Genomic DNA, 14,303 nt, shown 5'->3' on the forward strand with positions numbered 1-14,303 from the left:
CGCAGCGCCGATTCGACCGTGTCCTGGAACGACACCACCTGGACGCGCTCACCGCGCTGGCCCTCCGAGCGGGACAGCTCCTGCAGGTCGCCGATCAGCGAGGAGAGTTCGGTCATCTGGGCCTTCACCGAGGCGAGCAGTGCCTTGCGGTCCTCCGGCGGAAGCGGGCGGCCCGTCTCCTCGCTGCGGGTGAGGAGGTCGATGTTCGTCCGCAGCGACGTCAGCGGCGTACGCAGTTCATGACCGGCGTCGGCGATCAACTGCTGCTGCAGGTCGCGGGAGCCGGCCAGGGCGGTGGTCATCGAGTTGAAGGAGCGGGAGAGGCGGGCGATCTCGTCCTCGCTGTCGTCCTCCACGGGGATCCGGATGGTCAGGTCCTCGGTTCTGGCCACGTGCTCCACGGCCTCGGTGAGCTTGTCGACGGGGCGCAGTCCCGCCCGCGCGACGGCGAGCCCCGCGGCACCGGCGCCGATGACACCGACCCCGGACACGAGGAGCAGGATGAGGGCGAGGTCGTTGAGGGTCTTCTCGGTGTTCTCGAGCGGCTCGGCGGTCATCCAGGCGGCTCCCGCATACGACTGGGGTCCGGTGTCCGTGACGACCACGAGCGGCATGGTGAGCACCCGGACCGGGTTGCCGTCGGTGTCCGTGCCGTTGCGGAGAATGCCGCCCTCGCTGATGTCGCGTCCGACGATCGCCCGGTCGGCCGGGGTGGTCTTCACCGTGCCCGGGGAGTCCGACGAGACGCACACCGTGCCGTCCGCCTTGACCAACTGCGAGTAGAGGGTGTTGCGGGTCAGGCCGCTGGAGGACCCCTCCGGCTTCTGCGGGCACGCGGCCAGCAGGTCGAGCACCTGCCCGGCCCGCACAGGACGCTTCGAGGAGTTCTGCAGATCCTTGTCGACCAGGTCGTACAACTTCCCCTGCACGATGAACCAAGCCGTCACCGAGACCGCCGCCACCGCGAATGCCACCGCCGCCGCGACCAGCATGGCCAGTCGGGCCCTGATGGGCAGTGCGCGGTACCGCCGTACCAGCTTCCTCACTCGGCGCCGCCCTGGCGCAGGACGTACCCCACACCCCGCACCGTGTGCACGAGGCGGGGCTCGCCGTCGGCCTCGGTCTTGCGGCGCAGGTACATGACGTAGACGTCGAGCGAGTTGGAGGAGGGTTCGAAGTCGAAGCCCCAGACCGCCTTCAGGATCTGCTCGCGGGTGAGGACCTGGCGCGGGTGCGCCATGAACATCTCCAGCAGGGTGAACTCCGTGCGGGTCAGTTCGACCGGGCGGCCGTCCCGGGTGACCTCGCGCGTGGCGAGGTCCATGCGGAGGTCGCCGAAGGTCAGCGCCTCGTCCTGCTGGGCCTCGGCCGACACCGCGGCCGCGTAGGAGCTGCGGCGCAGGAGCGCGCGGATGCGGGCGAAGAGTTCGTCCAGTTCGAAGGGCTTGACGAGGTAGTCGTCGGCGCCCGCGTCGAGACCGGTCACCCGGTCGCCGACCGTGTCGCGGGCGGTGAGCATCAGGATCGGAGTGGTGTCGCCGGCGCCGCGGATGCGGCGGGCCGCCGTCAGGCCGTCCATGCGGGGCATCTGGATGTCCAGGACGACCAGGTCGGGCTTGTAGGCGGTGGCCTTCTCCAGTGCGTCCGCGCCGTCGACGGCCACCTCCGTGTCGTACCCGTCGAACGCGAGGCTGCGCTGGAGCGCCTCGCGTACCGCCGGCTCGTCGTCGACGATCAGGATGCGCTGGGGGTCACGGTCGCCTTCGGCGGGACTCATCGCTCGCGATTCCTCAGGGTGCGGTGGGTGGGACGGAACGGGTCTCTCTCAGCCTGCCACGACCGGCGGTCCGGCAGAGGCATCCGGCAGGGGCACCGCCGGGTGCCTAGGCCCGGACCGCGGTCAGCCGGTTCAGGGGGACCTTGCGGCGGTGGGTGCGGACGGGGCCGGTGCGCAGGCCCATCAGTTCCGGGAACTGCGTCGTCACGACGTCCTCGGGTGCGTGGGCCGTCGGCTGAGCCGCACGTGGTGCCCTGCGGGGTGCGCGGCGGGTCGCAGGCCGGGTGGTGCGGGACGTCGGCCGGTTGGCGCGGGAGGACGACTCGGGTGTGCGGGGTGCCGGGATGGGCGCGTGCAGGTCCCGGGAGACCCAGAGGGCCAGGATGAAGTCGGCGGGACCGCGGTCGGAGATCTGGTGCGAAACCTTGGTGATCATGACGTACTCCCTGCTGGACGTGCCCCCCGGCGGACTGAGGGTGAAGCGCTAGCTCTTGTTGCCGGCCCGCAGCTTGGCCAGGTCGGACTTGACCGTGTCGACGGGGATCGCGAAGCCGAGGCCGATGCTGCCCGCGTCCGAGGACTGCGAGGACTGCTCGCTCGACGAGTACATCGCGGAGTTGATGCCGATGACGTTGCCGCTCGCGTCGATGAGCGCACCGCCGGAGTTGCCGGGGTTGAGGGACGCGTCGGTCTGGATCGCCTTGTACGTCGTCGTCGACGAACCCGTGTCGCCGTTGAAGTGGCGGCCGCCGAACTCGAACGGCCACTGGCCGCCGCCCTGGCCCTGGCCCTGGCCCTGACCCTGGCTCTCGTCCGTGGAGACGGTCACGTCCCGGTTGAGGGCGGAGACGATCCCGCTGGTGACGGTGCCGGTCAGGCCCTCGGGGGAGCCGATCGCGACGACCGTGTCACCGACCTGGACGTTCGACGAGTTGCCGAGCGACGCGGGCCGCAGCCCGGACGCGCCCTGCAGCTTGATCAGCGCGAGGTCCTTGGAGCTGTCGGTGCCGACGACCTCGGCGGTGTAGCTCTTGCCGTCGCTGGTGCGCGCCTTGATGGACTGCGCGCCGGAGATGACGTGGTTGTTGGTGACGATCTCGCCGCCGGAGCTGATGATCACGCCGGAGCCGGTGGACGAGCCGTTGCTGAGGGTGGCCTGGATCTCGACCACGCTCGGGCTGACCGCGGCCGCGATCGCGGCGACGTCGCCCTTCTTGCCGGTCGGCACCACATGGGTGCTCGTGCCGGCGGTGGCGGCCGTGTCCTTGCCGGTCAGCTCCTGGAAGGCGTACGCCGTTCCGCCGCCGACCGCCGCCGCGACGATCGCGACGGCCGCGAGGAGGGCGACCGGACCCCGGTTGCGCTTCCTCCTCGGCTCGGGTGCCGGGAGGGCGTCCGTCGCCGTCGGGGGGTCGTACGACGGCGGGGGCGGCCACTCGGGGTTCACGGGAGCGGAGTAGCTGTGAGGCTGGGCGTATCCGCCCTGCTGGGCGGACACTTCCTGCCGGCCGTACGCGCCCTGCTGGGCGTCACCCTGCGGGGTGTCGTACTCGTACTCGCCGCTGCGGCGGATGCTCTCGGTCATGCAAGTAGCCTCCCCGGTGACCATGAGAGCTTCCTGAGTGCTCGCTGAGAAGCCCGGCAGAAGCTCGTTTGCCCGATATAAAGGCGGTACTCGGGGTGCGGGCGCCCCCTCTCATCCGCTTCTCAGAAACGCCTCAGACCGCCGCGCAGCCGCAGGACGTCCGCACCACCAGCCGGGACGGGAACGTCTTCAGCCGCTCCCGCCGCGACCCCGCCACCCGCAGCCCGTCGTCCAGCACCAGGTCGACCGCGGCCCGTGCCATCGCCGAGCGGTCCGAGGCGACCGTGGTCAGCGGCGGGTCGGCGAGCGCCGCCTCCTTGATGTCGTCGAAGCCGGCCACCGCCAGCTGCCCGGGCACGTCGATGCGCAGCTCGCGCGCGGCCCGCAGCAGGCCGATCGCCTGGTCGTCGGTGGAGCAGAAGACCGCCGGCGGGCGATGGGGCCGGGAGAGGACGTCCAGGGCGACGCGATAGGCGTCGTAGCGGTTGTAGGGCGCCTCGAACAGCCGGCCCTCGGTGGACAGCCCCGCCTCGTCCATGGCCCGCTTCCAGCCCTCGACGTGGTCGGAGACCGGGTCGCCGACGGCCGGCGTCTCCGCCGTACCGCCCATACAGGCGACGTACTCGTAGCCGTGCTCCAGCAGATGGCGTACGGCGAGCTGGGCGCCGCCCAGGTCGTCCGTCACCACGGCGACGTCGTCGATGGCCTCGGGCCGCTCGTGCAGCAGCACCACCCGGGCGTCCCAGGCGTCGATCTCGGCGGCGGCCAGGTCGTTCAGGGCGTGCGAGACGAGGATCAGGCCCGAGACGCGCATGCCCAGGAAGGCGCGCAGATAGTGGACCTCGCGTTCGCTGATGTAGTCGGTGTTGCCGACCAGGACCATCTTGCCGCGCTCGGAGGCGGCCTGTTCGACGGCGTGCGCCATCTCGCCGAAGAAGGGCTGGCGGGCGTCCGGGATGATCAGGCCTATGAGGTCGGTCCGGCGGGACGCCATCGCCTGGGCGACCCGGTCGGGGCGGTACCCCAGTTCCTTGATCGCCGCGAGGACACGCTCGCGCGTGGCCGGGGCGACCGGCCGGGGTCCGTTGTTGATGACGTAACTGACGACGGCGGTGGAGGTCCCAGCCAGCCGTGCCACATCATCGCGAGTCACCTTGGCCACGCGCGGAGTCTACGCGGATGGACCCGCTCTGGGCAGGGCGTATCAGCGCTTGGATGTGCGCGAGCGATGCCCTGCCCGAGTGGCTGTCACACGTGTGCTAGGCGTCCGCGTGCATCTGCGTGCCGTCCAGGACGGCGGACTCGGCGGATGTGTCCGCATCTTTCGCCTTTGCGCGGTCCGCCCTGGCCTTGGCGTCCTCGCCGGACCGGTCGCCCTTCTCGGGCGTAACGAATCGATAACCGACGTTCCGTACGGTGCCGATCAGCGACTCGTGCTCCACGCCGAGCTTGGCGCGCAGCCGTCGTACGTGCACGTCCACCGTCCGGGTGCCGCCGAAGTAGTCGTAGCCCCACACCTCCTGCAGCAGCTGGGCGCGGGTGAAGACCCGGCCCGGGTGCTGGGCGAGGTACTTCAGCAGCTCGAACTCCTTGAAGGTGAGGTCGAGGACCCGGCCCTTGAGCTTCGCGCTGTACGTCGCCTCGTCGACCGAGAGGTCGCCGTTGCGGATCTCCATCGGGGAGTCGTCGTTGACGATCTGCTGCCGTCCCATGGCGAGACGCAGTCGGGCCTCCACCTCCGCGGGGCCGGCGGTGTCGAGGAGCACGTCGTCGATGCCCCAGTCGGCGGTGACGGCGGCGAGACCGCCCTCGGTGACGACGAGGATCAGCGGACAGCCGGGGCCGGTGGAGCGCAGCAGCTGGCACAGGCTGCGCACCTGCGGCAGATCACGGCGGCCGTCGACGAGGATGACGTCGGCGCCCGGGGTGTCGACCAGGGCGGGGCCCTCCGCGGGGGCCACCCGCACGTTGTGCAGCAGCAGGCCGAGGGCGGGGAGGACCTCCGTCGACGGCTGAAGGGCGTTGGTCAGGAGCAGCAGAGAACTCATACGTCTGGTTCCTCCTCGGTCCCTGCGAGCCTGTGCGGACGGGCACTGCTCTGCGATCCCGAAGGCCCCGTACATCCGCGGTCACCTGAGGTTTCCCGCTTCGTATACAACGCTTCCGAAAGCACAAAAGGACCCGGGGGCTGCGCTGCCCGAGTCCTCTGCCCAGCAGAATAGCCCACATGAGCAACGGTCCGGCAGGTCATGTGGCACGTTCCACCGTTCGTCCGAACTCTGAGACAGGCAGACGGGCCCCTATCCGGACGTTTCTGCGCACCGCCGACGGGATTCCGGTCGATTCCGTATACGACCCGGGCGCATTCGTATACGAAACCGCTCCGGACGCCTTCCGTTCCCCCTCCCGTGACCTGGTGTTCGTCGTCGCCCACGGGTTCACCGGGGACGCGGACCGGCCGCACGTACGACGGGTGGCGGGCGTGCTGCGCGATTACGGCGCCGTCGTCACCTTCTCCTTCCGCGGGCACGGGCGCTCCGGCGGCCGGTCCACGGTCGGCGACAAGGAGGTCCTGGACCTCGACGCCGCCGTCGAGTGGGCCCGCGGCCTCGGCCACGCGCGCGTGGCGACCGTCGGCTTCTCCATGGGCGGCTCGGTGGTCCTGCGGCACGCGGCGCTGCGCCCCGGCACGGTCGACTCGGTGGTCTCGGTCAGCGCCCCCGCCCGCTGGTACTACCGGGGCACGGCCCCCATGCGCCGGCTGCACTGGCTGGTCACCCGGCCCGAGGGCCGGCTGGTCGGCCGCTACGGCCTGCGCACCCGGATCCACCCCCGCGACTGGGATCCGATCCCCCTGTCGCCGGTCGAGGCGGTTCCCCGGATCGCACCGACCCCGCTCCTCATAGTCCACGGCGACCGCGACGGCTACTTCCCCCTCGACCATCCCCGGATGCTCGCCGAGGCGGCCGGTGGCCACGGCGAACTCTGGACGGAGCCGGGCATGGGCCACGCGGAGCACGCGGCGGACGACGCCCTGCTCGCCCGGATCGCGGACTGGGCAGTGGCCCGGGCGGGCTAGCCTGACACCATCTGTCTTCTGTCCCTGTCTTTTCTTGCCGTCGATTGAGGAACGAGATGCCCAAGGTCACGGTGCGCTACTGGGCCGCCGCCAAGGCCGCGTCCGGCGTCGCCGAGGAGCCGTACGACGCGGACACGCTCGCCGACGCGCTGGCCGCCGTGCGTGTGCGACACCCCGGTGAACTCACGCGCGTGCTGCAGCGATGCTCCTTCCTCATCGACGGTGACCCCGTCGGGACCCGCGCGCATGAGACGGTACGGCTGGCCGAGGGCGGCACGGTCGAGGTGCTCCCGCCGTTCGCAGGAGGGTGAGGCGATGAGCGACCAGCCGTATCAGGGCGATCATCCGTATCAGGGCGACCAGCCGCCGTATCAGGGGCATCCCCACCAGGGCGACCAGCCGTATCAGGGCGGCCCGTACGAGGGTTACGACCCCTATCAGCAGCAGTGGCCCCAGCAGGACCAGTACGCGGCGCACGGGCAGCAGTCCGGCTACGACCCGCAGCTCACCCAGCACTGGCAGGGGCAGACCTGGGAGACGCAGACGCACGCGTCGATGCAGATGCCGGCGCAGGCGGCCGAGACCGCGTATCCGCCGCAGCAGACGTTCGAAGGCACGTACCAGCAGCAGCCGTACGCGGGCCCCTACGCGTCCGCACCTCAGCCCCAGCCTCAGCCTCAGCCCCAGCCCCACGTTCAGGCAGCACCGCAGCCGCAGCCGCAGCCCGAACCCGTGGTGGCACCGGCGCAGACGCCCGCACCGGAGGCCGCCTCCGAGTCCGAGCCGGCCTACGGTCCCGCCACGCTCGCCGGAAACTCCCGGATCACCGACGCCCAGCGGGCACGGCTGGAGGGCCGTTCACCGATCATCGAGCCCGGTATGCAGCCGGCGCTGCTGACCGCACTGCTGGCCCTGCTGCTGGCCGCGACGGCGTCCATCGCCTCGTACGCGCTGGTGGTGCCCCTGGTGGTGCTGCAGGCGGTGACGGCGGCGGGCTGGTTCCGGCTGAACGGCATGTGGCCGGCCCGGCAGGGCATCGCGCTGGCCTTCCTCGGCGGGGTGACCGCCGACGTGGCCGTGCTGGTCGCCGGCCGCGAGGACGCGCCCGCCGCGATCCTCGGCCCGCTCGGCGTCTGGGTCCTGCTCTCGCTGGTCCTGCAACTGCGCTCGCACGCCTCGCCGGACGAGCGGATGTACGGCCTGATGGCGACGGTCGTCTCGGCGGCACTGTCGGTCCTGGCCACCGGGTATCTGGGCGCCGACCCGCACGCGGTGTCCGTGGGCGCGGCGGCGGTGGCGGTGACCGTCGTGGCACGGGCCCTGCCGCTGCCCACGCCCGCATCGCTGGTGGTGGCCCTGCTGGCGGCCGCCGGCGCGGGCATCGCGGTGGGCGGCATGACCGGGACGGGCGCGAAGGGCGCCGCCCTGGGAGCGGCGGCGGCCGTCTGCGCACTCATCGGTCACCGGGTCGCCGGCTACGACTACCCCTCCCGCTTCGTCCACTTCACGGCGGGCGTGGCCCTGCCCCTGTCGGCTGCCGCGCCGGTGGTGTGGGTGCTGGGACGCGCCCTGGGCTGAGCGCCGTAGGAGCACTTCGCCGCTGCCGGGTGCGAGCAGTGGGGGGTCGTTCGCAAGCCACGATGGCCCCGCGCCCGGCAACGGTGAGCAACCTCTTACGGCGGGAAGCCGAAGGGCCGTACCCCATTGGTGTCCAACCCCTGGGGTACGGCCCTTCGGCCCGTCACTGCCGCACCGGTCAGACCGCGATCGCGACCTCGGCGAGCGCGCCCTTCTCCGCCACGACGACCGTGCGGTCGGCGGAACCGCCCGGCACCAGCGCCCGGAGGGTCCACGTGCCCTCGGCCGCGTAGAACCGGAACTGACCGGTCGCGGAGGTGGGGACCTCGGCGGTGAACTCGCCGGTCGAGTCGAGCAGGCGGACGTACCCCGTCACCGGCTCGCCGTCGCGGGTCACGTGACCCTGGATCGTGGTCTCACCGGGCTTGATCGTCGAGGCGTCCGGGCCGCCGGCCTTCGCTCCGCACATGCTGTTTCTCCTGAGGGGTCTGACCGGGAGGTCGGTCGGGATGGGGGAGGGAGGGGACGCCTGGGGCTACTTGCCGGCGCCCAGCTCGATCGGCACGCCGACGAGGGAGCCGTACTCGGTCCAGGAACCGTCGTAGTTCTTGACGTTCTGGACACCGAGCAGCTCGTGCAGCACGAACCAGGTCAGGGCCGAGCGCTCACCGATGCGGCAGTAGGCGATCGTGTCCTTGGCGAGGTCCACGTCCTCCTCGGCGTACAGCTCCTTCAGGTCGTCGTCCGACTTGAAGGTGCCGTCGTCGTTGGCGTTCTTCGACCACGGGATGTTCTTGGCGCTCGGGACGTGGCCCGGACGCTGCGACTGCTCCTGCGGCAGGTGCGCCGGGGCGAGCAGCTTGCCGGAGAACTCGTCGGGCGAGCGCACGTCGACCAGGTTCTGCGCGCCGATCGCGGCGACGACGTCGTCGCGGAAGGCACGGATCGAGGTGTCCTGCGCCTTGGCCTTGTAGTCGGTCGCGGCGCGCTCGGGCACCTCGGTGCCGTCGACCAGCTCGCGGGCGTCCAGCTCCCACTTCTTGCGGCCGCCGTCGAGAAGCTTGACGTTCTCGTGGCCGTACAGCTTGAAGTACCAGTAGGCGTACGACGCGAACCAGTTGTTGTTGCCGCCGTAGAGGATCACCAGCGTGTCGTTGGCGATGCCCTTCTTCGACAGGAGCTTCTCGAAGCCCTCCTGGTCGATGAAGTCGCGGCGGACCGGGTCCTGAAGGTCCTTGGTCCAGTCGATGCGGATCGCGTTCTTGATGTGGTTCTTGTCGTAGGCGGACGTGTCCTCGTCCACCTCGACGATGGCGATGGCCGGGTCGTCCAGGTGCTCCTGCAGCCAGTCGGCATCGACCAGGACGTCGGTGCGGCTCATGCTCTTTCTCCTCCGGGGCAGTTGCGGCGGGGCGTTTCGAAGTCGAGAGGGTGCGCGCGCCCAGGGACCGGGCGACGCACGGGTGCCCTTCCAGCAGGGCGGGGGGTGAGATGCGGAAGTCGGGGACTTTCGCTCAGAAGGGGCGACAGAGCATGGCGGCAACGCGGCACAGGTCCACTGCCCGCCGCTTCGTGAGGTCCGCCTGTCGCTTCATGCGGTCGATCGTAGGGACGTCCGGGCGGGCGTGTCACCGGTGTGTCAGATGACGAGACGCGATCGTCCGTATGGCGGGATAGGAAAAGCGCCCGGGGGCCGTCTCGCGGCCCGCCGAGCGCTCGTGCGGTCTCCGTATCTACGCTACGGACGACATCGTCTCGCCAGTCGGACAATCGGTGTCCACCGGCGCCACTGCTACCCCCGTTACCCCGCCAGTTTGACGTTCGAACCCTTCACCGTGATCTCCACACCGTCCTGCGCGGCCTGCACCTTGTCCAGCTTGATGCCGCCGGGCAACTGGTCGACGGCCTGCTGGAAGTCGGTGATCTCGCGGATGCGGTTCTCGGCGATCGCGGCGGCGCCGAGCCTGGGCAGCGAGTCGGCGTGGACCTGCACCCGGTCGTTCTCCACGGTCACCGAGCTGAGCACCGGGACGGTCTGCTTGATCCCCAGGGCCGAGATGGTGCCCTCCACCATGACCTTGATCTTGCCGTTGCCGCCGTCGGACAGGCCGACGATCCGGGCCGTGATGCCGGGGGCGACCTCGGTCGGCTGGGACTTGGCGGTCTTCATCAGCTCGGAGTAGGAGATCGTCGCGGTGCCGGTGGCGGTGTCCGCCGTGGCGGAGCTGTAGTCCCCGGAGAACGAGACGCCCTTCATGTCGGCCTTCAGGTCGTCGATCCGGATCGTCTTCCCGGCGGTCCCGGTGGCGGCGTCGTAGTCCTTGATCCCGACCTCGACGTCGTCGAGGGAGCCGCCCGCGACCTGCGTGAGGAACGGGAATCCCTTGATGTTCACGTCGGGCGTCGAGGCCAGGTTCTCCGTCGACTTCAGCTTGTCGGCGGCCTCGCCCTCGGCGAAGTGCACGGCGACCCGGTCCGCGATCGCGAACAGCCCACCCAGGACCACGACGACGATCAGGATTATTCGCAGGGCGCGCATGTGGTGTTTCCCCCCGGGGCGACAAAAGGTGTGTGGCTACGCCACGGTAACCCTGGTGGCCGGGCCCGAGCTGCGATTGTGGATCACTTGTGACAGGGACCTCCGGACCTACCCTGTACCTATGTACGCGCGGCGGCGCCACATCTACTTCGCCATGATGGGGACCTGCATCGGTCTCTTCGTCCTGGCCTGGGGAGTTGTCCGTATCTGGTCCGTGCCGGCGGCCGTCGGCATGTGTGTCGTGGCCATGCTCATCCCACCGGTCGCCGCGATGGTCGCGAACCGGCGGGGTCCCGAGGACCGCTGGTGGGACGACCCGTCCGGTGATCCCCAGTCCGACGAGTGGTGGGACGAGCTGGACGGCAAGAAGCGCCCGCCCCGGTAGACCACCCGTACGTCATGGGCCAGTGAGCACCGGCCGGGCGGGATCTGGTGGACGGACAGGATCTAGTAGACGAGGGCCTGGGTTTCGTCCGCGAGTGCCTCCTGGACGAAGACCTGCGCGCCCGCGATCCGCACGCCCTCGATGACATCCTTCTCGGTGATCTCCCGCCGGGCCGCGCACTGCGTGCACAGGGTGATGCGGCCCGCGGCGAGGATCGACTCGATCAGATCGGGCAGCGGAGCGGCGTGCGGCAGTTCGAACTCGGCGGCCCGTCCCGGCAGTGCGAACCAGGACGATTCCCCGGTCAGCCACAGCGACACCTCGACTCCGCTGGCCACGGCCACCGCCGCCACGGTGAACGCCTGCGAGCAGCGCTCGGGCGCATCGGACCCGGCCGTCACCTTGATCACGAGCTTCTTCGCCATGGCGGAAGGGTAGCCCGCACCGGACGGCGCACCTCGCCAAGAGGCCCCGCCCCGGGCCGCGTAAGCTGGGCCCCGGCTCTGTCGTACGCCCACCCTCGCTCAAGGAGCACCCGTGGAGATCTTCTTCGAAACCCTGCTGGTCCTGGTCTGCGTCGGCGTGCTCGCCTTCGCCGGTCTGACCGTGAAGAAGCTGTACCAGGGCCAGCGCTGACCCACATCCACGAAAGCCTCCCCTCATGATCGAGATCCCGTCCGACCTGCACAAGGACCTGGTTCCGCTCGCCTTCCTGCTCGGCAACTGGGCCGGTGCCGGCGTGCATGACTTCCCCGGCTCGCAGAAGTGCAACTTCGGCCAGGAGGTCAGCTTCACCCACGACGGCCGGGACTTCCTGGAGTACCACTCGCACACCTGGGTGCTGGACAAGGACGGCAACAAGGTCCGTCCGCTGGAGTCGGAGTCCGGCTACTGGCGGATCGACGCCGACCGCAAGATCGAGGTGACGATGACCCGCGACGACGGTGTCATCGAGATCTGGTACGGCGAGATGGCCGACAAGAAGCCCCAGATCGACCTGGTCACGGACGCCGTCGCCCGGACGGCCGCCGCGCAGCCGTACAGCGGCGGCAAGCGGCTCTACGGCTACGTCAAGAGCGACCTGATGTGGGTCGGCGAGAAGCAGACCCCGGACGTCGAGCTGCGCCCGTACATGTCGGCCCAGCTGAAGAAGGTCGTCACCCCGGAGGACGTCGAGCGCTGGGCCAAGGCCCTGCCCGACGACATGCCCGACGACGGCATCGCCTTCTTCAAGTAGGCGTTCCCGCCTTCTCGGCGGGCGTGCGCAGCGCTCGGGCCCGCCTCAGGCGGGCCTTTGCTTCAGCTTCTGCCACACCCGCTCGAGGTCCTCGACGTCCCGGTCGTCGAGACGGTCGTCGAAGACCTCGGCCAGGGCCGCCCGGCGGGTGGCGTCCGCCTCGGCGAAGGCGTGGCGGCCGGTGTCGCTGAGGGCTATGTGCACCGAGCGCGCGTCGGTGGGGGAGACCGTGCGGGTCACCAGGCCCCGGTCCTGCAGCGCGTTGATCACCCGGGAGACCTGGCTGCGGCTGAGCAGGGTCTTCGCGCCGAGGTCGGAGGCGGCGACCGGTTCGCTCTGCCCGTGCAGCCAGAGCATCACCTCGAACCACGACAGCGGCAGGTCGTGGGCGCGGGTCAGGGCTTGGTCGACGCGTGCGGCGAGGGTGGTGCCGGCCCAGACGAGGCCGTAGAAGGCGTGGTCGCGGGCGGCGAGTTCGCCCAGGGTGAGGTCGGCACGGTCCATGGGTCCAGTGTAGGCGGTTGTGTGCGTGTGCACGCAAAGGCTGTATGGTGTGTGTACACGCACAGAAATCCGCCATCGGTCCCACGGACCAGGAAGCAGGCTCGGCCATGAGTGACAAGACCGTTGTGATCACCGGGACCTCCTCCGGTATCGGGCTGGCCGCCGCCGTGGCCGCCGCCCGCGCCGGATGGCAGGTCGTGGCCACCATGCGGGACCTGGGCAAGGCCGAGCCGCTGCGCAAGGCCGCCGCCGACGCCGGGGTGGGGGAGCGGGTGCGGGTCAAGCGCCTGGACGTGGTCGACCCCGAGTCGATCGCCGCCTGCCTGGCCGAGGTGATCGCCGAGTACGGCCGGCTCGACGCGGTGGTCAACAACGCCGGCGCCGGACAGGTCGGCACCATCGAGCAGGGCACGGTGGACGACGTCCGGGCGGCGATGGAGGTCAACTTCTTCGGCGTCGTGCAGGTCACCCGGGCCGCGCTGCCGCATCTGCGCGCCCGCGGGGGCCGTCTGATCACCGTCACCAGTGTCGGCGGAGTGATCGGCCAGCCCTTCAACGAGGCGTACTGCGCGGCCAAGTTCGCCGTCGAGGGCTTCATGGAGTCCCTCGCCCCGGTCGCCGCCACCGTCGGCGTGGACGTCACCGTGGTCGAGCCCGGCGCGGTCGCGAGCGAGTTCGTGGCCAACGTCAGCCTGGACGTCCCGGCACTGCTGGCCGCCGCCGGACCGTACGCGCCCGCGCTGCGGTCGTACATCGAGCGCACCCAGGCCTCCTTCAGCGGTGCGCAGAGCCCGGCCGAGGCCGCCGCCCCGGTCGTGGAGGCGCTGACCGCCGAGCGTCCGCCGCTGCGGATGCAGACCTCCGACTGGGCCCGCGACTTCGTCGCCACCAAGCTCGGCGACCTCGACGGTTCGGCCGTGCAGAACCTCACCGGAGCCTGGGTGGGCCGGACGATGTCGTGAGCGGCTGGGCGGACCTAGGGGGTGTCGTTCGGATCAGGCCGGCCTTGGGCGACGGTGCCTTCCGGCCGAGCAGAGCGGGGTCTGGTGCGTGCAGCTGCAAGGCGGAGGAGGGAGTCGACGCGGGGCGTCGGCGACCGACGACAACGCGGCAGATGTGCGTGCCAGGGCCCGCGACCCCGGGTTGATCCGAACGACACCCCCTAGACTTTCGGGTGTGGTGAGCACCGATTGGAAGAGCGACCTCAGGCAGCGCGGCTACCGGCTGACGCCGCAGCGACAGCTTGTCCTCGAAGCCGTGGACACCCTTGAGCACGCGACCCCCGACGACATCCTCGTGGAAGTGAGGAAGACGGCGTCGGGGGTCAACATCTCCACGGTCTATCGCACGCTGGAGCTGCTGGAGGAGCTGGGCCTGGTCAGCCACGCCCACCTCGGGCACGGCGCGCCGACCTACCACCTCGCCGACCGCCACCACCATCTGCACCTGGTGTGCCGTGACTGCGAGAGCGTGATCGAGGCCGATGTGGCGGTGGCCGCGGAGTTCACCGCCAAGCTCCGCGCCCAGTTCGGCTTCGACACGGACATGAAGCACTTCGCGATCTTCGGCCGGTGCCAGGACTGCTCGCTGAAGAGTTCAACTACCACGTCGTAGGCTGG

19 protein-coding genes are annotated in these 14,303 nt (G+C 70.4%); 7 read left to right on the forward strand and 12 right to left on the reverse strand.

Features of this window, described 5'->3' with window-relative positions:
• The 6 genes from AQI95_RS10025 to AQI95_RS10050 all read right to left on the reverse strand — a co-directional run.
• On the reverse strand, positions 1–1,046 hold a 1,046-nt coding region (locus tag AQI95_RS10025), incomplete at its 3' end, for a histidine kinase dimerization/phospho-acceptor domain-containing protein (protein ID WP_067121501.1).
• On the reverse strand, positions 1,043–1,777 hold the full coding sequence (locus tag AQI95_RS10030) for a response regulator transcription factor (protein WP_067120564.1): 735 nt from the start codon (positions 1,775–1,777) through the stop codon (positions 1,043–1,045). The genes AQI95_RS10030 and AQI95_RS10025, both read right to left, overlap by 4 nt.
• A 106-nt stretch (positions 1,778–1,883) precedes the next feature.
• A complete protein-coding gene (locus AQI95_RS10035) occupies positions 1,884–2,213 on the reverse strand; it encodes a hypothetical protein (protein WP_067120566.1) in 330 nt (109 codons plus the stop codon).
• Positions 2,214–2,261: 48 nt separating this feature from the next.
• A complete protein-coding gene (locus tag AQI95_RS10040) occupies positions 2,262–3,362 on the reverse strand; it encodes a S1C family serine protease (protein ID WP_208614120.1) in 1,101 nt (366 codons plus the stop codon).
• Between the two features lie 133 nt (positions 3,363–3,495).
• Positions 3,496–4,524 (reverse strand): LacI family DNA-binding transcriptional regulator, encoded by a 1,029-nt coding sequence (locus tag AQI95_RS10045; protein ID WP_079071174.1) that lies wholly within the window; start codon positions 4,522–4,524, stop codon positions 3,496–3,498.
• Positions 4,525–4,621: 97 nt separating this feature from the next.
• Positions 4,622–5,410 carry a response regulator transcription factor gene (locus tag AQI95_RS10050; protein WP_067120570.1) on the reverse strand — a complete coding sequence of 263 codons (789 nt, stop codon included), beginning with the start codon at positions 5,408–5,410 and terminating at the stop codon, positions 4,622–4,624.
• Positions 5,411–5,589: 179 nt separating this feature from the next.
• On the opposite strand from AQI95_RS10050, the gene AQI95_RS10055 reads away from it, so the two are divergent.
• The 3 genes from AQI95_RS10055 to AQI95_RS10065 are packed head-to-tail and all read left to right on the forward strand — an operon-like array spanning position 5,590 to position 8,019.
• Complete coding sequence (locus AQI95_RS10055) at positions 5,590–6,441, forward strand: alpha/beta hydrolase (RefSeq protein ID WP_107121596.1); 852 nt, start codon at positions 5,590–5,592, stop codon at positions 6,439–6,441.
• Between the two features lie 56 nt (positions 6,442–6,497).
• On the forward strand, positions 6,498–6,752 hold the full coding sequence (locus AQI95_RS10060; protein WP_053658162.1) for a MoaD/ThiS family protein: 255 nt from the start codon (positions 6,498–6,500) through the stop codon (positions 6,750–6,752).
• A gap of 4 nt (positions 6,753–6,756) precedes the next feature.
• Positions 6,757–8,019 (forward strand): hypothetical protein, encoded by a 1,263-nt coding sequence (locus AQI95_RS10065; RefSeq protein WP_067120574.1) that lies wholly within the window; start codon positions 6,757–6,759, stop codon positions 8,017–8,019.
• Positions 8,020–8,197: 178 nt separating this feature from the next.
• Here AQI95_RS10065 and AQI95_RS10070 read toward each other — a convergent pair whose 3' ends face one another.
• The 4 genes from AQI95_RS10070 to AQI95_RS10080 all read right to left on the reverse strand — a co-directional run bounded on the left by AQI95_RS10070 (position 8,198) and on the right by AQI95_RS10080 (position 10,558).
• Positions 8,198–8,488: a DUF1416 domain-containing protein gene (locus AQI95_RS10070; protein ID WP_067120576.1), complete on the reverse strand. Its 291-nt coding sequence runs from the start codon at positions 8,486–8,488 to the stop codon at positions 8,198–8,200.
• Positions 8,489–8,554: 66 nt separating this feature from the next.
• Positions 8,555–9,400 (reverse strand): sulfurtransferase, encoded by an 846-nt coding sequence (locus tag AQI95_RS10075; protein ID WP_067120578.1) that lies wholly within the window; start codon positions 9,398–9,400, stop codon positions 8,555–8,557.
• A 133-nt stretch (positions 9,401–9,533) separates the two neighbouring features.
• Entirely contained in the window at positions 9,534–9,614 is an 81-nt protein-coding gene (locus tag AQI95_RS50340) for an Ms5788A family Cys-rich leader peptide (RefSeq protein WP_350751515.1), read from the reverse strand.
• Between the two features lie 206 nt (positions 9,615–9,820).
• Positions 9,821–10,558, reverse strand: coding sequence for an LmeA family phospholipid-binding protein (locus AQI95_RS10080; protein WP_067120580.1), 738 nt, complete (start codon positions 10,556–10,558; stop codon positions 9,821–9,823).
• A 121-nt stretch (positions 10,559–10,679) separates the two neighbouring features.
• On the opposite strand from AQI95_RS10080, the gene AQI95_RS10085 reads away from it, so the two are divergent.
• Complete coding sequence (locus AQI95_RS10085; protein ID WP_067120582.1) at positions 10,680–10,943, forward strand: DUF3099 domain-containing protein; 264 nt, start codon at positions 10,680–10,682, stop codon at positions 10,941–10,943.
• A gap of 62 nt (positions 10,944–11,005) precedes the next feature.
• Here AQI95_RS10085 and AQI95_RS10090 read toward each other — a convergent pair whose 3' ends face one another.
• Positions 11,006–11,368 (reverse strand): DsrE family protein, encoded by a 363-nt coding sequence (locus AQI95_RS10090; RefSeq protein WP_067120585.1) that lies wholly within the window; start codon positions 11,366–11,368, stop codon positions 11,006–11,008.
• A 236-nt stretch (positions 11,369–11,604) separates the two neighbouring features.
• Here AQI95_RS10090 and AQI95_RS10095 point away from each other — a divergent pair, with 236 nt between their 5' ends.
• The gene (locus tag AQI95_RS10095) at positions 11,605–12,180 is read left to right on the forward strand and encodes a heme-binding beta-barrel domain-containing protein (protein WP_067120587.1); all 576 of its coding nucleotides are present in this window, start codon (positions 11,605–11,607) and stop codon (positions 12,178–12,180) included.
• Between the two features lie 45 nt (positions 12,181–12,225).
• On the opposite strand, the gene AQI95_RS10100 is transcribed toward AQI95_RS10095, so the two are convergent.
• Positions 12,226–12,684, reverse strand: a complete 459-nt coding sequence (locus AQI95_RS10100) for a MarR family winged helix-turn-helix transcriptional regulator (RefSeq protein WP_067120589.1) — start codon at positions 12,682–12,684, stop codon at positions 12,226–12,228.
• Positions 12,685–12,791: 107 nt separating this feature from the next.
• Here AQI95_RS10100 and AQI95_RS10105 point away from each other — a divergent pair, with 107 nt between their 5' ends.
• Both AQI95_RS10105 and AQI95_RS10110 read left to right on the forward strand, forming a co-directional pair.
• The gene (locus tag AQI95_RS10105; protein ID WP_067120591.1) at positions 12,792–13,646 is read left to right on the forward strand and encodes an SDR family oxidoreductase; all 855 of its coding nucleotides are present in this window, start codon (positions 12,792–12,794) and stop codon (positions 13,644–13,646) included.
• Positions 13,647–13,860: 214 nt separating this feature from the next.
• On the forward strand, positions 13,861–14,298 hold the full coding sequence (locus AQI95_RS10110; protein ID WP_067120593.1) for a Fur family transcriptional regulator: 438 nt from the start codon (positions 13,861–13,863) through the stop codon (positions 14,296–14,298).
• Positions 14,299–14,303 lie beyond the last annotated feature (5 nt).

Source organism: Streptomyces yokosukanensis, from assembly GCF_001514035.1.
GTDB classification, from domain to species: Bacteria; Actinomycetota; Actinomycetes; order Streptomycetales; family Streptomycetaceae; genus Streptomyces; species Streptomyces yokosukanensis.

Coding starts and splice junctions, on each gene's coding strand:
- AQI95_RS10030 (WP_067120564.1), bottom strand. CDS start 1,777: ATGAGTCCCGCCGAAGGCGACCGTGACCCCCAGCGCATCCTGATCGTC.
- AQI95_RS10035 (WP_067120566.1), bottom strand. CDS start 2,213: ATGATCACCAAGGTTTCGCACCAGATCTCCGACCGCGGTCCCGCCGAC.
- AQI95_RS10040 (WP_208614120.1), bottom strand. CDS start 3,362: ATGACCGAGAGCATCCGCCGCAGCGGCGAGTACGAGTACGACACCCCG.
- AQI95_RS10050 (WP_067120570.1), bottom strand. CDS start 5,410: ATGAGTTCTCTGCTGCTCCTGACCAACGCCCTTCAGCCGTCGACGGAG.
- AQI95_RS10055 (WP_107121596.1), top strand. CDS start 5,590: ATGAGCAACGGTCCGGCAGGTCATGTGGCACGTTCCACCGTTCGTCCG.
- AQI95_RS10060 (WP_053658162.1), top strand. CDS start 6,498: ATGCCCAAGGTCACGGTGCGCTACTGGGCCGCCGCCAAGGCCGCGTCC.
- AQI95_RS10065 (WP_067120574.1), top strand. CDS start 6,757: ATGAGCGACCAGCCGTATCAGGGCGATCATCCGTATCAGGGCGACCAG.
- AQI95_RS10070 (WP_067120576.1), bottom strand. CDS start 8,488: ATGTGCGGAGCGAAGGCCGGCGGCCCGGACGCCTCGACGATCAAGCCC.
- AQI95_RS10075 (WP_067120578.1), bottom strand. CDS start 9,400: ATGAGCCGCACCGACGTCCTGGTCGATGCCGACTGGCTGCAGGAGCAC.
- AQI95_RS50340 (WP_350751515.1), bottom strand. CDS start 9,614: ATGAAGCGACAGGCGGACCTCACGAAGCGGCGGGCAGTGGACCTGTGC.
- AQI95_RS10080 (WP_067120580.1), bottom strand. CDS start 10,558: ATGCGCGCCCTGCGAATAATCCTGATCGTCGTCGTGGTCCTGGGTGGG.
- AQI95_RS10085 (WP_067120582.1), top strand. CDS start 10,680: ATGTACGCGCGGCGGCGCCACATCTACTTCGCCATGATGGGGACCTGC.
- AQI95_RS10090 (WP_067120585.1), bottom strand. CDS start 11,368: ATGGCGAAGAAGCTCGTGATCAAGGTGACGGCCGGGTCCGATGCGCCC.
- AQI95_RS10095 (WP_067120587.1), top strand. CDS start 11,605: ATGATCGAGATCCCGTCCGACCTGCACAAGGACCTGGTTCCGCTCGCC.
- AQI95_RS10100 (WP_067120589.1), bottom strand. CDS start 12,684: ATGGACCGTGCCGACCTCACCCTGGGCGAACTCGCCGCCCGCGACCAC.
- AQI95_RS10105 (WP_067120591.1), top strand. CDS start 12,792: ATGAGTGACAAGACCGTTGTGATCACCGGGACCTCCTCCGGTATCGGG.